Annotated in this window: 10 protein-coding genes; 5 read left to right on the top strand and 5 right to left on the bottom strand. The window is 73.1% G+C overall.

Features of this window, described 5'->3' with window-relative positions:
• The first annotated feature begins 25 nt into the window (after positions 1-25).
• From iolB to LUZ64_RS01005, 5 genes are all read left to right on the top strand, one after another.
• Positions 26-907 carry a 5-deoxy-glucuronate isomerase gene (gene iolB / locus LUZ64_RS01025; protein WP_095583383.1) on the top strand — a complete coding sequence of 294 codons (882 nt, stop codon included), beginning with the start codon at positions 26-28 and terminating at the stop codon, positions 905-907.
• Entirely contained in the window at positions 904-2,799 is a 1,896-nt protein-coding gene (iolD, locus tag LUZ64_RS01020) for a 3D-(3,5/4)-trihydroxycyclohexane-1,2-dione acylhydrolase (decyclizing) (RefSeq protein WP_095583382.1), read from the top strand. Before iolB ends, iolD begins: the two co-directional genes overlap by 4 nt.
• Positions 2,800-2,818: 19 nt before the next feature.
• Positions 2,819-4,312, top strand: a complete 1,494-nt coding sequence (locus LUZ64_RS01015; RefSeq protein ID WP_095583381.1) for a CoA-acylating methylmalonate-semialdehyde dehydrogenase — start codon at positions 2,819-2,821, stop codon at positions 4,310-4,312.
• A gap of 133 nt (positions 4,313-4,445) precedes the next feature.
• Positions 4,446-4,733 (top strand): heavy-metal-associated domain-containing protein, encoded by a 288-nt coding sequence (locus tag LUZ64_RS01010; RefSeq protein WP_372472021.1) that lies wholly within the window; start codon positions 4,446-4,448, stop codon positions 4,731-4,733.
• A 41-nt stretch (positions 4,734-4,774) separates the two neighbouring features.
• Entirely contained in the window at positions 4,775-7,033 is a 2,259-nt protein-coding gene (locus LUZ64_RS01005) for a heavy metal translocating P-type ATPase (RefSeq protein ID WP_095583379.1), read from the top strand.
• Between the two features lie 419 nt (positions 7,034-7,452).
• Here LUZ64_RS01005 and LUZ64_RS01000 read toward each other — a convergent pair whose 3' ends face one another.
• The 5 genes from LUZ64_RS01000 to LUZ64_RS00980 form a co-directional block, all read right to left on the bottom strand.
• The gene (locus LUZ64_RS01000) at positions 7,453-8,739 is read right to left on the bottom strand and encodes a citrate synthase (protein ID WP_095583378.1); all 1,287 of its coding nucleotides are present in this window, start codon (positions 8,737-8,739) and stop codon (positions 7,453-7,455) included.
• A 225-nt stretch (positions 8,740-8,964) separates the two neighbouring features.
• Positions 8,965-11,172 carry an SF1B family DNA helicase RecD2 gene (recD2, locus tag LUZ64_RS00995; protein ID WP_095583377.1) on the bottom strand — a complete coding sequence of 736 codons (2,208 nt, stop codon included), beginning with the start codon at positions 11,170-11,172 and terminating at the stop codon, positions 8,965-8,967.
• 222 nt (positions 11,173-11,394) lie between these two features.
• On the bottom strand, positions 11,395-12,297 hold the full coding sequence (locus LUZ64_RS00990) for a sugar phosphate isomerase/epimerase family protein (RefSeq protein ID WP_095583376.1): 903 nt from the start codon (positions 12,295-12,297) through the stop codon (positions 11,395-11,397).
• Positions 12,294-13,451, bottom strand: a complete 1,158-nt coding sequence (locus LUZ64_RS00985; protein WP_095583375.1) for a dihydrodipicolinate synthase family protein — start codon at positions 13,449-13,451, stop codon at positions 12,294-12,296. The genes LUZ64_RS00990 and LUZ64_RS00985 overlap by 4 nt, the downstream gene beginning before the upstream one ends.
• The gene (locus LUZ64_RS00980; protein WP_095583374.1) at positions 13,448-14,605 is read right to left on the bottom strand and encodes a Gfo/Idh/MocA family protein; all 1,158 of its coding nucleotides are present in this window, start codon (positions 14,603-14,605) and stop codon (positions 13,448-13,450) included. Before LUZ64_RS00980 ends, LUZ64_RS00985 begins: the two co-directional genes overlap by 4 nt.
• Positions 14,606-14,609 lie beyond the last annotated feature (4 nt).

Below are 14,609 nucleotides of genomic sequence, written 5' to 3'. Positions count from 1 at the left end.
GGCGTCAGGAGAGACGAGAAAACGGATGACCTTCGCGACCCCCCATCTCCCGGCCGGCAGCGCCGCCGACGGAGGCCCGTACACCCTGGACATCAGCCCGGAACAGGCCGGCTGGGAGTACTCCTCGCTGCGCGTCCTGGTCCTCGCGCCCGGCTCCACACACACCTTCACCTCGGGCGACAGCGAGTGGATCGTGCTGCCGCTGGCCGGCGGCTGCGCGGTGACCGTGGACGGGCGGCCCTTCGAACTGGAGGGCAGGAAAAGCGTCTTCGCCGGGGTCACCGACTTCGCCTACGTCCCCCGGAGCGCCCATGTGACCCTCGGGTCCCGGACGGGCGGGCGGTTCGCGCTGGCCGGGGCGCGCTGCGAGCGCCGGCTGCCCGCCCGCTACGGGCCGGCCGAGGCCGTCCCCGTGGAGCTGCGCGGCACCGGCTCCTGCTCTCGCCAGGTCAACAACTTCGCCGCGGCGGGCGCCTTCGAGTGCGACCGGCTGATCGCGGTCGAGGTCGTCACCCCGGGCGGCAACTGGTCGTCGTACCCGCCGCACAAGCACGACGAGCACCGGGCCGGCCAGGAGTCCGAGCTGGAGGAGATCTACTACTTCGAGATCGACGGCGACGCGGGCCTCGGCTACCACCGCGTCACCCCGTCCCGGCGCGGCGGCACGGACGTCCTCGCGGAGGTCCGCGACGGCGACGCGGTGCTGATCCCGGACGGCTGGCACGGCCCGTCGATCGCCGCGCCCGGACACGACATGTACTACCTCAACGTGATGGCGGGGCCCGGCCCCGAGCGGGAGTGGCTGATCCGCGATCACCCCGACCACGCCTGGATCCGCGCCACCTGGCCGGAGCAGCCGCTCGACCCGCGGCTGCCGTTCTACCTCGCGCCCGGGGAGATGACATGACCGTTCCGCACTCCCGGCGGCCGGGCCGCCGGCTCACCACGGCCCAGGCCCTGGTGGAGTTCCTCGCCCACCAGCACACCGAGCGCGACGGCCGGCGGCAGCGCCTGGTCACCGCCTGCTGGGGCATCTTCGGCCACGGCAACGTGGCGGGCGTCGGCCAGGCCCTCCTGGAGGCCGAGGGCGCGCTGCCGTTCCTCCAGGGCCGCAACGAACAGGCCATGGTGCACGCCGCCGTCGGCTACGCCCGGCAGAGCGACCGGCTCTCCGCCCACGCCGTCACCACCTCGATCGGCCCCGGCGCCACCAACCTCGTCACCGGCGCGGCCCTCGCCACGATCAACCGGCTGCCCGTCCTGCTGCTGCCCGGCGACACCTTCGCCACCCGGCCCGCCGACCCGGTGCTCCAGCAGCTCGAACACCCCGGCGCGGGCGACGTCTCCGTCAACGACTGCCTGCGGCCGGTGTCCCGGTACTTCGACCGGATCACCCGGCCCGAGGCGCTGATCCCGGCCGCCCTCCAGGCGATGCGGGTGCTGGCCGACCCGGTCGAGACCGGTGCCGTCACCCTGGCACTGCCGCAGGACGTGCAGGCCGAGGCGTACAACTGGCCGGAGGAGTTCTTCGCCGACCGCGTCTGGCACGTCCGCCGCCCGGCGCCCGCCGCCGACGCGCTCGCGGAGGCGGTACGGGCGATACGGGCGGCCCGGCGGCCACTGGTCGTCGCGGGCGGCGGGGTGGCCCACAGCGGGGCCGAGGACGCGCTGCGGGCGCTGGCCGACGCCACGGGCGTCCCGGTCGCGTCCACCCAGGCCGGCAAGGGGTCGCTGCACCACGCCCACCCGTCGGACGTCGGCGGGCTCGGCCACACCGGCACCGCCGTCGCCGACGCGCTCGCCCGCGACGCCGATCTCGTGCTCGGCGTCGGCACCCGCTACACCGACTTCACGACGGCGTCCGGGACCCTGTTCGCCGCCCCGGGCGTCCGCTTCGTGAACCTCAACATCGCCGCCGCGGACGCCCACAAGATGGCGGGGCTCGCGGTCGTCGCCGACGCCCGGGCGGGCCTCGCCGCCCTGGCCGAGGGGCTGGCCGGGCACCGGGTCCCGGCGGCCTACGAACGGGAGTACGCGGCGGGCAAGGCCGAGTGGGAGGCGGCCGTCCAGCGGGCGTACTCCTGGCGGGACGCGGACGCGCGGCCCACCCAGGCCCAGGTGCTCGGCGCGCTGGACTCCGTCGTCGGCGACGAGGACGTGATCGTCAACGCGGCCGGCTCGCTCCCCGGCGATCTGCACAAGCTGTGGCGGTCCCGCTCCCGCCGCCAGTACCACCTGGAGTACGGCTACTCCTGCATGGGTTACGAGATCCCCGCCGCGATCGGCGTGCGGCTGGCCGCGCCGGAGCGGCCGGTGTGGGCGCTGGTCGGGGACGGCACATATCTGATGATGCCGACGGAGCTGGTCACGGCCGTGCAGGAGGGCATCCCGATCAAGGTGGTGCTGGTCCAGAACCACGGCTACGCCTCCATCGGCGGCCTCTCGGAGCAGGTGGGCGCCGAGCGCTTCGGCACGGCCTACCGGTTCCGGGCGGCGGACGGCACGTACACGGGCGGGCCGCTGCCGGTCGACCTGGGGGCCAACGCCGCGTCCCTGGGGATGGCCGTGCTCCGGCCGCGCACGGTCGGCGCGCTGCGCGAGGCGCTCGCCGAGGCGCGCGCCGCCGAACGCCCCACATGTGTCTATGTGGAGACCGGAACAGCCGACACAGTGCCGGGCGCGCCTCCCGCCCAGGCGTGGTGGGATGTGCCTGTCGCCCAGGCCGCGACCCGCCCGGCGGCCCTTCGGGCCCGGGAGGAGTACGAGCGCCGCGCGTCGGCCCGCCGCCGGTACCTTTGAATGTGAGAGAGGCCGCAGCATGAAGACCGTCAACCACTGGATCGGCGGCAAGGCCGTCGAGGGCGCCTCCGGCACGTACGGGCCGGTGACCGACCCGGCGACGGGGGTGGAGACCACCCGTGTCGCGTTCGCCTCGGCCGACGAGGTGGACGCCGCCGTCGCCGCGGCCAAGGCCGCGTTCGCGACCTGGGGCGGCTCCTCGCTGGCGGCCCGCACGGCCGTGCTGTTCCGCTACCGCGCCCTGCTCGACGCGCACCGCGACGAACTGGCCCGGCTGATCACCGCCGAGCACGGCAAGGTGCACGCCGACGCCCTCGGCGAGGTCGCCCGCGGTCTGGAGATCGTCGAGCTGGCCTGCGGGATCACCACCCAGCTCAAGGGCGAGCTGTCCACCCAGGTGTCGGGCGGGGTGGACGTGGCCGCGATCCGGCAGCCGCTCGGGGTGGTCGCGGGCATCACGCCCTTCAACTTCCCGGCCATGGTGCCGATGTGGATGTTCCCGCTGGCCGTCGCCTGCGGCAACACCTTTGTACTGAAGCCGAGCGAGAAGGACCCGTCGGCCGCGTTCCGGCTCGCCGAGCTGGCCGCCGAGGCGGGTCTGCCGGACGGTGTGCTCAACATCGTCAACGGTGACCGGACGGCCGTCGACCGCCTCCTGGAACACCCGGACGTCGCGGCCGTGAGCTTCGTCGGCTCCACCCCGATCGCCCGTCACATCTTCACCACCGGCACGGCGAACGGGAAGCGGGTGCAGGCCCTGGGCGGCGCCAAGAACCACATGCTGGTCCTGCCCGACGCCGACCTCGACGCCGCGGCGGACGCCGCCGTCTCGGCGGCGTACGGCTCGGCCGGCGAGCGCTGCATGGCGGTCTCGGCGGTCGTCGCGGTGGGTGACACCGGGGACGAGCTGGTCGCCAAGATCCGCGACCGCGCCGGGAAGATCAGGATCGGCCCGGGCGACGACCCCGCGTCCGAGATGGGCCCCCTCATCACCAAGGCGCACCGCGACAAGGTCGCGTCCTATGTGGCGGGCGCCGCCGCCCAGGGCGCGGAGGTCGTCCTCGACGGCACCGGCCACACGGTGGAGGGGTACGAGAACGGCCACTGGATCGGCCTGTCCCTGCTCGACAAGGTGCCCACCGACGCGGACGCCTACCGCGACGAGATCTTCGGACCGGTGCTGTGCGTGCTGCGCGCGGAGACCTACGAGGAGGGGCTGGCCCTGATCAACGGCTCGCCGTGGGGCAACGGCACCGCGATCTTCACCCGTGACGGCGGCGCGGCCCGCCGCTTCCAGCTGGAGGTCGAGGCGGGCATGGTGGGCGTCAACGTCCCCATCCCGGTGCCCGTGGGCTACCACTCCTTCGGCGGCTGGAAGGACTCCCTCTTCGGCGCCCACCACATCTACGGCAACGACGGCGTGCACTTCTACACCCGGGGCAAGGTCGTCACGACCCGCTGGCCGGACCCGGCGGAGAGTTCGGTCGACCTGGGCTTCCCCAGCCACCGCTGACCCCGGCCGGGCGGTACCACCGCGTACGGACGACGAACCCCCGTGGGCCCTCGGCCCACGGGGGTTCCCCCGTTCCCGGGAGCCCTCGCCGGCCCCTCGGAGAAACGGGAAACCCTTCCCAAGGGAATACCCCCTGGGGGTAAGGTGTTCTCACTGTTGTACGACGTGTACGAGTACTGAGTACCGATCCAGCGAGGAGACCCCCATGAGCGCCACCACCGTCTACAAGGTCACCGGCATGACCTGCGGCCACTGCGAGTCGGCCGTCACCGAGGAGCTCTCCGCGCTCGACGGCGTCACCGCCGTGAAGGCCGTCGCCACCACCGGCGAGGTCACCGTCACCGCCACGGCCCCGCTGGACGACGAGGCCGTGCGCGCCGCCGTCGACGAGGCGGGTTACGAGCTCGTCGGCCGCGCCTGACACACAGCCACAACCCCCCACCCCACCCCCGGGAACACGCCATGAACAGCACGACCCCCCACCGGACGGCCCCGCCCCGGGCCGAGGTCGAGCTCGCCGTCGGCGGCATGACCTGCGCCTCGTGCGCCGCCCGCGTCGAGAAGAAGCTCAACCGGATGGACGGCGTCGAAGCCACCGTCAACTTCGCCACGGAGAAGGCGCGGATCGCCTTCGGCGAGGGGGTGGCGGTCGCCGATCTCATCGCGACCGTGGAGAGAACGGGGTACACCGCGGAGGTGCCCCGGGCCCCGGAGCCCGAGCCCGGCCCCGAGGCCGGGGCCGGGCCGGGCGACGGCGAGGCCCGGGGGCTGCGGCAGCGGCTCCTGGTGTCGCTGGCCCTGTCGGTCCCCGTGGTGCTGATGTCGATGGTCCCCGCGCTCCAGTTCGACAACTGGCAGTGGCTGTCGCTGACCCTGGCCGCGCCCGTCGTGGTCTGGGGCGCGCTGCCCTTCCACCGGGCGGCGTGGACCAACGCCCGGCACGGCGCCGCCACGATGGACACCCTGGTCTCGATCGGCACCCTCGCGGCCCTCGGCTGGTCGCTGTGGGCGCTGTTCCTCGGGACGGCGGGGATGCCGCACATGCGGCACTCCTTCGAGTTCACCGTCTCGCGCACGGACGGGTCGTCCGCGATCTATCTGGAGGCCGCGGCCGGGGTGACGACGTTCATCCTCGCCGGGCGCTGGCTGGAGGCGCGGTCCAAGCGGAAGGCGGGGGCCGCGCTGCGGGCGCTGCTGGAGCTGGGCGCCAAGGACGTGGCCGTGCTGCGCGGCGGGCGCGAGGAGCGGGTGCCGGTCTCCCGGCTGGCCGTCGGCGACCGCTTCGTCGTGCGGCCCGGGGAGAAGATCGCTACGGACGGCGTGGTCACCGAGGGCGCCTCCGCGGTGGACGCCTCGATGCTGACCGGCGAGTCGGCCCCGGTGGAGGTCGCCGTGGGCGACGCCGTGGCCGGTGCGACGGTGAACGCGGCGGGTCGCCTGGTGGTCGAGGCCACCCGGGTGGGCGCGGATACGCAGCTCGCGCGGATGGCCCGGCTGGTGGAGGACGCGCAGAACGGCAAGGCCGAGGTCCAGCGGCTCGCCGACCGGATCTCAGCCGTGTTCGTGCCCGTGGTGCTGGTGATCGCCCTGGGCACGCTGGCCGGCTGGCTGCTGGCCACGGGTGACGCGACGGCCGCGTTCACGGCCGCCGTGGCCGTGCTGATCATCGCCTGCCCGTGCGCACTGGGCCTCGCCACCCCGACGGCCCTCATGGTCGGTACGGGCCGGGGCGCCCAGCTCGGCATCCTCATCAAGGGGCCGGAGGTGCTGGAGTCCACCCGGCGGGTGGACACCGTCGTCCTGGACAAGACCGGGACGGTGACGACCGGCCGGATGGGCCTGCGGGACGTGGTCACCGCGCCAGGCGTGGCGGAGCGCGACCTGCTGCGGTTCGCGGGGGCGGTGGAGCACGCCTCCGAGCACCCGGTGGCGCGGGCCGTGGCGGCCGGCGCCGAGGAGCGGGCCGGTGGACTGCCGGCCGTGGAGCACTTCGAGAGCGTGCCCGGGCTGGGCGTGCGGGGCCTGGTCGAGGGGCGTGAGGTCCTGGTGGGCCGGGAGGCGCTGCTGGACGCGGCGGGCGCCCCGCTGCCGGCGGCCCTGGCTGAGGCCCTGGCCGCCGCCGGGGCCGAGGGGCGGACGGCGGTGGCGGTGGCCTGGGACAAGGAGGCACGCGGTGTCCTCGCCGTCGCCGACACCGTCAAGGACTCCAGCGCGCGAGCCGTCGCGGAGCTGCGCGCCCTGGGCCTCCGGCCGGTGCTGCTGACCGGGGACAACCGTGCCGTGGCCGAGTCGGTGGCCCGCGAGGTGGGGATCGACGAGGTGATCGCCGAGGTGCTGCCGGAGGACAAGGTGGCGGTGATCGAGCGGCTGCGGGGCGAGGGCCGTACGGTCGCGATGGTCGGCGACGGCGTCAACGACGCGGCCGCCCTGGCCACGGCCGATCTGGGGCTGGCCATGGGCACGGGCACGGACGCGGCCATCGAGGCGGGCGACCTCACGCTCGTCCGGGGCGACCTGCGGGTGGCGGCGGACGCCATCCGGCTGGCCCGCCGTACGCTCGCCACCATCAAGGGGAACCTCTTCTGGGCCTTCGGCTACAACGTGGCCGCATTGCCCCTTGCGGCGGCGGGCCTGCTCAATCCCATGATCGCGGGAGCGGCGATGGCCTTCTCGTCGGTGTTCGTGGTGTCCAACAGCCTTCGGCTACGAACCTTCACGTAGCCCACAAAAGAGACACAACACCCACACATTCACCCCTTGCCCTTGTACGTCCCTTATGGCAGGAGACCTAGATCACAGCCTTTGGGAGGTAACCATTGAGGGGGGTCGTGGGTCTAACCGGGCAGTGCTGGATCGTCTTGGGGGACGGTACCGGCCACGCGTGGCCGGGGCACGTACCCGGGGAGCTTTGAGCGGCCCTCCCGTACGTACGCGTCCCGGCAGATCGCGTCGGCACCGCGCACCGCGGCTCCCGGCCGGATCCCGTGGGGGGAATCCGTTCCGGGGTAAGGAAAGCGCCCCGCTCCGACCCGTGGGGGGATCGGCAGCGGGGCGCTTTTCTCTGCGCTGTCTCTTCGTGCGCTGTCTCTTCTGCGCTGTTTTCCTGCGCTACGGGCGGCTCAGCCGCGCGCGGGCACGTCTCAGCCGCGGGTGAGCGGGAGGTCGCGCTCGACGACGCCGGTGTAGATCTGGCGCGGGCGGCCGATACGGGAACCCGGCTCCTTGATCATCTCGTGCCACTGGGCGATCCAGCCGGGGAGCCGGCCGAGCGCGAAGAGCACGGTGAACATCTCGGTGGGGAAGCCCATCGCCCGGTAGATCAGACCGGTGTAGAAGTCCACGTTCGGGTAGAGGTTGCGCGAGACGAAGTAGTCGTCGGAGAGCGCGTGCTCCTCCAGCTTGAGCGCGATGTCCAGCAGCTCGTCGGACTTGCCGAGCGCCGAGAGGACGTCGTGCGCGGCAGCCTTGATGATCTTCGCGCGCGGGTCGAAGGACTTGTACACCCGGTGGCCGAAGCCCATCAGGCGGACGCCGTCCTCCTTGTTCTTCACCTTGCGGATGAAGGCGTCGACGTCGCCGCCGTTGGCCTTGATGCCTTCCAGCATCTCCAGGACCGACTGGTTGGCGCCACCGTGCAGCGGGCCCCACAGGGCGCTGATGCCGGCGGAGATCGAGGCGAACATGTTCGCCTGCGAGGAGCCGACCAGACGCACGGTGGAGGTCGAACAGTTCTGCTCGTGGTCCGCGTGCAGGATCAGCAGCTTGTCGAGGGCGCTGACGACGACCGGGTCCAGGTCGAACTCGGCGGCGGGCACCGAGAAGGTCATGCGCAGGAAGTTCTCGACGTAGCCCAGGTCGTTGCGCGGGTAGACCACCGGGTGGCCGACCGACTTCTTGTAGGCGTACGCGGCGATCGTCGGCAGCTTGGCGAGCAGCCGGATCGTGGAGAGGTGACGCTGCTGCTCGTCGAACGGGTTGTGGCTGTCCTGGTAGAACGTCGACAGCGCGCTGACCACGGACGACAGCATGGCCATCGGGTGGGCGTCGCGCGGGAAGCCGTCGTAGAAGCGCTTGACGTCCTCGTGCAGCAGCGTGTGCTGGGTGATCTCACCCTGGAACGCCGCCAGCTCGTCGGCGCTCGGAAGCTCACCGTTGATCAGCAGGAACGCCGTCTCCAGGAACGTGCTGCGCTCGGCGAGCTGCTCGATCGGGTAACCCCGGTAGCGCAGGATGCCCTGCTCACCATCGAGGTAGGTGATCGCGGACTTGTACGCGGCGGTGTTGCCGTACCCGGAGTCCAGGGTCACCAGACCGGTCTGGGCGCGGAGCTTGCCGATATCGAAGCCCTTGTCGCCGACGGTGCTGTCGACCACCGGGTAGGTGTATTCGCCGTCCCCGTACCGCAGTACTACAGAGTTGTCGCTCACGTCATCCCTCACCGACGTTGTGCCTCTTCTTCGAGGTGCCCTGACTACCCCTACCTTCCCCCATTTGGACGATGCACGTGCACTCGGGGTCGGCCATAGGGCCTAAAGGCGGCACTCAGTGCCGCCCAGCCTGGCCATACTGCCCCGTTCGCCCCGGTTGGTAAACCGTCTAGAGACGAATCCCACCTCCGGGCGCCCCGGGGAAGGACCCCGGGAGACGCCCCCTCAGCCTCCCGCGAGCCGGTGGTCCAGAGCCGTGCAGCGCCGCCCCGCGGACACCGTGCGCACCGCCTGCCCCAGAGCCTTACGGGACCCTACGAGCACTACGAGCCGTTTTGCCCGAGTCGCTGCGGTATAGAGGAGATTGCGCTGAAGCATCATCCAGGCGCCGGTGGTGACAGGGATCACCACGGCGGGGTACTCGCTGCCCTGCGAGCGGTGGATGGTCACGGCGTACGCGTGGGCCAGCTCGTCGAGTTCGTCGAAGTCGTAGCCGACCTCCTCGTCCTCGTCGGTGCGGACGGTCAGCCGCTGTTCCACCGTGTCCAGGGCGGTGACCACGCCCACCGTGCCGTTGAAGACGCCGTTCTCGCCCTTCTCGTAGTTGTTGCGGATCTGGGTGACCTTGTCGCCGACGCGGAAGACTCGGCCGCCGAAGCGCCGCTCCGGCAGATCGGGCCGGGCGGGGGTGATGGCCTGCTGGAGCAGGCCGTTGAGGGTGCCCGCGCCGGCCGGGCCGCGGTGCATGGGGGCCAGCACCTGGATGTCGCGGCGCGGGTCGAGGCCGAACTTCGCGGGGATCCGGCGCGCCGCCACGTCCACGGTCAGGCGGCCCGCCTCCTCCGTGTCCTCCTCGACGAAGAAGAAGAAATCCGTCATCCCTTGGGTGAGGGGCGGTGTACCGGAGTTGATGCGGTGTGCATTGGTCACCACCCCGGACTCCTGCGCCTGCCGGAAGATCCGGGTGAGGCGCACGGCCGGAACGGGGCTGCCGGGGGCGAGGAGGTCGCGCAGGACCTCTCCGGCGCCGACGGACGGCAGCTGGTCGACGTCGCCGACGAGCAGCAGATGGGCCCCGGGCGGGACGGCCTTGACGAGCTTGTTGGCCAGCAGGAGATCGAGCATGGACGCCTCGTCGACCACCACCAGATCGGCGTCCAGCGGCCGGTCCTTGTCGTAGGCGGCGTCGCCGCCGGGCTTGAGCTCCAGAAGCCGGTGGACGGTGGACGCCTCGGCGCCGGTGAGCTCGGCGAGCCGCTTGGCGGCCCGGCCGGTGGGCGCGGCCAGCACGACCTTGGCCTTTTTGGCGCGGGCCAGTTCGACGACGGACCGCACCGTGAAGGACTTGCCGCAGCCGGGGCCGCCGGTGAGCACGGCGACCTTGCTGGAGAGCGCCAGCCGCACCGCCTCGCGCTGCTCGGGGGCCAGCTCGGCGCCCGTCCGGCCGGCGAGCCAGGCCAGCGCCTTGTCCCACGGGACGTCCTGGAAGGCCGCGAGCCGGTCCTCCCCGGCCCGCAGCAGCCGGCCCAGCTGGGCGGCGAGGGAGATCTCGGCCCGGTGGAAGGGGACCAGATAGACGGCGGTGACGGGCTCCCCGCCGTCCGGGCCGGGCACGGTCTCGCGGACCACGCCCTCCTCCTCGGCGGCCAGTTCGGCGAGGCAGTCGATGACGAGGCCGGTGTCGACCTGGAGGAGCTTCACCGCGTCGGCGATCAGCCGCTCCTCGGGGAGGAAGCAGTGCCCCTGGTCGGTGGACTGGGAAAGGGCGTACTGCAGACCGGCCTTGACGCGGTCGGGGCTGTCGTGCGGGATGCCGACGGCCTGGGCGATGCGGTCGGCGGTGAGGAAGCCGATGCCCCAGACGTCGGCGGCCAGCCGGTAGGGCTGGTTGCGGGTGACGGAGATGGAGGCGTCGCCGTACTTCTTGTAGATGCGGACGGCGATGGAGGTGGAGACGCCGACGCCCTGGAGGAAGACCATGACCTCCTTGATGGCCTTCTGCTCCTCCCAGGCGGCGCCGATCATCTTCGTCCGCTTGGGGCCGAGTCCGGGCACCTCGATCAGGCGCTTCGGCTCGCGCTCGATGACGTCCAGGGTGTCCGTGCCGAAGTGCTCGGTGATGCGGTCGGCGATGCGAGGGCCGATGCCCTTGATCAGGCCCGAGCCGAGATAGCGGCGGATGCCCTGGATCGTCGCGGGCAGGAGCGTCGTGTAGTTCTCCACGGTGAACTGGCGGCCGTACTGCGGGTGGGAGCCCCAGCGGCCCTCCATCCGCAGGGACTCGCCCGGCTGCGCGCCGAGCAGGGAGCCGACGACCGTGAGGAGATCGCCGCCGCCGCGCCCGGTGTCGACGCGGGCCACGGTGTAGCCGCTCTCCTCGCTGGCATAGGTGATCCGCTCCAGGACCCCTTCGACCACCGCCATCTGTGCCATGCCCCGACGGTACCGCCGGAGTCCGACAGGAGTTCGGGCCTGTGGAGAACACGGGGACCACGGGAGAGAGAGCGAAAGGCCGAGGGGCCCGGTCCTGCGACCGGGCCCCTCGGGTACCCCCCAAAACCGGCTTCCTCCGAATCCCCCCGGATCCCTCCCCAGGAAGCCCGATGCCCAGTACGACCCGTCATCCCGGCAAAGGGTTGCGCCGCATTCAAAGAGTTATCTTTCCGTTACCGATGGTGGGATCGGAGGTGGTTCGCTTACCGCGGGTATCCCGGTGGCGTACCGCCGGTAGCGGTCCAGGACCTCCGCGAGCGCCTCGGCGCCGTCCCGCGCCCAGAGCGCGGGGCTGAAGATCTCGGTCTCGACGGGCCCCCGGTAGCCCGCCGCGTCGACCCGTTCGCGGAACCACCGCAGGTCCACGCAGCCGTCGCCGAGCTGCCCCCGGCCCAGGAGCACCCCTTCGGGCAGCGGGGTGACCCAGTCGGCGAGCTGGAAGGCGGCGATCCGGCCGCCCTCCCCGGCCCGTACGAGCTGTCCGGCCACCGTGTCGTCCCACCACAGGTGGTAGGTGTCCACCACGACGCCCACCTGGCCGGCGGGGAAGCGCTCCGCGAGGTCGAGGGCCTGCCGGAGGGTGGAGACGACCGAGCGGTCGGAGGCGTACATCGGGTGCAGCGGCTCGACGGCGAGCCGCACGCCGTGCCCGGCCGCGTAGGGCCCGAGTTCGGCCAGCGCGTCGGCGACCCGCTCACGGGCCGCGGCGAGGTCACGGTCGCCCTCCGGCAGGCCGCCGGGCACGAGGACGAGCGTGCGGGTGCCGAGCTCGGCGGCCTCCGCCACGGCGGCCCGGTTGTCGGCGAGCGCGGCCCGTCGGCGCTCGGGGTCGGCGGCGGTCAGGAAGCCGCCCCGGCAGAGGCTGCTGACGGCCAGTCCGGCGCCGCGCACGAGCCGGGCGGCGGCCGCGGGCCCGTACTCCCGCACGGGCCCGCGCCAGAGCCCCACATGGCGCACCCCGGCCGCCGCGCAGCCGGCGGCCAGCTCGGGGAGGGTCCACTGCCGCAGGGTCCGCTGGTTGAGGCTGAACCGCGGGTCGGGGAGCGCCCGGGCGCCGCCGCTCACCGGTCCACCCCGTGCACGGCGAGCAGCCGGGCCATCCGGTCCTGGGCGAGCGGCGGGTCCGGGAACAGGCCGAGGCCGTCGGCCAGTTCGTAGGCCCGCGCCAGGTGCGGCAGGGTGCGCGCGGAGTGCTGCCCGCCGGCCATCGTGAAGTGCCGCTGGTGCCCGGCGAGCCAGGCCAGCAGCACGACACCCGTGCGGTAGCAGTGGGTGGGCGGCTCGAAGAGGTGCCGGGCGAGGGCCACGGTGGGGTCCAGGAGGGCCCGGAAGCCGTGCCGGTCGCCCGCGTCGAGCAGCCGCGCGGCGTGGGCGGCGAGCGGTCCCAGCGGGTCGAAGACGCCGAGCAGGGCGTCGCTGTGGCCGTGCGCGTCGCCCTCGATCAGCTCCGGGTAGTGGAAGTCGTCGCCGGTGTAGCAGCGCACTCCGGCGGGCAGGCGCCGGCGCAGGGCCCGCTCGCGGTCCTTGTCCAGGAGCGAGACCTTCACGCCGTGGACCTCCGCCGGGTGGTCCGCGACGATCCCGAGGAAGGTCTCCATGGCGGCGTCCGGGTCGCGGCTCCCCCAGTAGCCCTCCAGGGCGGGGTCGAACATGGGGCCGAGCCAGTGCAGGACGACGGGCCGGTCCGTCTGCCGCAGCAGCTGTCCGTAGACCGCGCGGTAGTCGTCGGGTCCGGTGGCGACGGCCGCGAGCGCCCGGGAGGCCAGGAGGACGGCCTGCGCGCCCTCCCCGTCGACCAGGGCGAGCTGCTCCTCGTAGGCGGCGGTGACGTCCGCCAGGGTGCCGTACGGGGGCGTGAGCTGGTCCGTGCCGGCCCCGCAGACGACCCGGCCGCCGACGGCCCGCGCCTCGGCGGCCGAGCGGCGGATCAGCCGGGCGGCGGCGGGCCAGTCCAGGCCCGCGCCGCGCTGCGCGGTGTCCATGGCCTCGGCCACCCCCAGGCCGTGCGCCCACAGGTGGCGGCGGAAGGCCAGGGTGGCCTCCCAGTCGAGTGCGGCGGGGCCGTAGGGCGTGGTGTTGCCGAAGGGGTCGGCGACGACGTGGGCGGCGGCGAGGATCCTGCGGGAGGTGGGCGGTGTGCCCTGGGCGCTGAGCTCCAGGGGCAGGCAGCGGGGTTCGTACCGGCGCAGGGCCCCGGAGGCGTCGGGCAGCCGGATCACGGTCCGGTCACCCGCAGCGGCAGCCTGCGGCCCTCCCTGGCGGACCTCCGGGCCAGCAGGGCGAGCCGGACGCCCCGGGCGCCCGCGAGGAGGTCGTGCCGCCAGGGCCCGCCGAGCGCCACATGGCGCAGGAAGAGCTCCCACTGCGCCTTGAAGGCGTTCTCGAACGGCTCGTTGTCGGGGACCTCCTGCCATTGCGCGCGGAAGTCGCCGGCCGCCGGCTCGTCGGGGTTCCAGACCGGCCGGGGGGTGACCGAGCGGTGCTGGACCCGGCAGTGCCGGAGCCCGGCGACGGCCGAGCCCTCCGTGCCGTCGACCTGGAACTCCAGCAGCTCGTCGCGGTGGACGCGCACCGCCCAGGAGGAGTTGAGCTGGGCGACGGCGCCGCTCTCCAGCTCCAGGACGGCGTAGACCGCGTCGTCGGCCCGGGCCTCGTAGGGCTTCCCGTGCTCGTCCCAGCGGCGTGGGATGTGGGTGGCCGTGTGCGCCTGGACGGACCTTATGGGGCCGAAGAGCTCGCTCAGGACGTATTCCCAGTGCGGGAACATGTCGGAGGTGATGCCGTCGTCCTCCCCGCGGTAGTTCCACGACGGCCGCTGGGCGGGCTGCTGGTCGCCCTCGAAGACCCAGTAGCCGAACTCGCCCCGGACGGAGAGGATCCGGCCGAAGAAGCCGCCGTCGACGAGCCGCTTGAGCTTGCGGACGCCCGGGAGGAAGAGCTTGTCCTGGACGACGCCGTGCCGGACGCCGGCCGCGCGGGCGCGGTGGTAGAGGTCGACGGCGCCGCCGGCGTCGAGGGCGGTGGGCTTCTCGCAGTAGACGTGCTTGCCCGCGGCGATGGCCTTACGGAGCGCGGCCTCGCGGGCGGAGGTGATCTGGGCGTCGAAGTAGACGCCGACGGCCGGGTCGGAGAGGGCGCCGTCGAGGTCGGTCGTCCAGTGCTCCAGGCCGTACCGCCCGGCGAGCGCGCGGAGGCGGCCCGCGTCCCGCCCCACGAGCAGGGGCTCCGGCCACAGCCGGGTGCCGTCGCCGAGGTCGAGGCCGCCCTGCTCCCGGAGGGCCAGGACGGAGCGGACGAGGTGCTGGTGGTGGCCCATGCGGCCGGTGACGCCGTTCATGGCGATCCGCAAGGTTCTGGTGTCGGTGCCGGTCATCCCT

Origin of the sequence: Streptomyces albireticuli, assembly GCF_021228125.1 — a bacterium.
In the GTDB taxonomy this organism is placed as follows: domain Bacteria; phylum Actinomycetota; class Actinomycetes; order Streptomycetales; family Streptomycetaceae; genus Streptomyces; species Streptomyces albireticuli.
Note: the sequence above shows the minus strand (reverse complement) of the source record. Positions and strands in the feature narration are given on the sequence as shown.

Bases quoted from the DNA above. Each gene is read 5' to 3' on its own strand.
- iolD (WP_095583382.1), top strand. From the start codon at position 904: ATGACCGTTCCGCACTCCCGGCGGCCGGGCCGCCGGCTCACCACGGCC.
- LUZ64_RS01005 (WP_095583379.1), top strand. From the start codon at position 4,775: ATGAACAGCACGACCCCCCACCGGACGGCCCCGCCCCGGGCCGAGGTC.
- iolB (WP_095583383.1), top strand. From the start codon at position 26: ATGACCTTCGCGACCCCCCATCTCCCGGCCGGCAGCGCCGCCGACGGA.
- LUZ64_RS00980 (WP_095583374.1), bottom strand. From the start codon at position 14,605: ATGACCGGCACCGACACCAGAACCTTGCGGATCGCCATGAACGGCGTC.
- LUZ64_RS01015 (WP_095583381.1), top strand. From the start codon at position 2,819: ATGAAGACCGTCAACCACTGGATCGGCGGCAAGGCCGTCGAGGGCGCC.
- recD2 (WP_095583377.1), bottom strand. From the start codon at position 11,172: ATGGCACAGATGGCGGTGGTCGAAGGGGTCCTGGAGCGGATCACCTAT.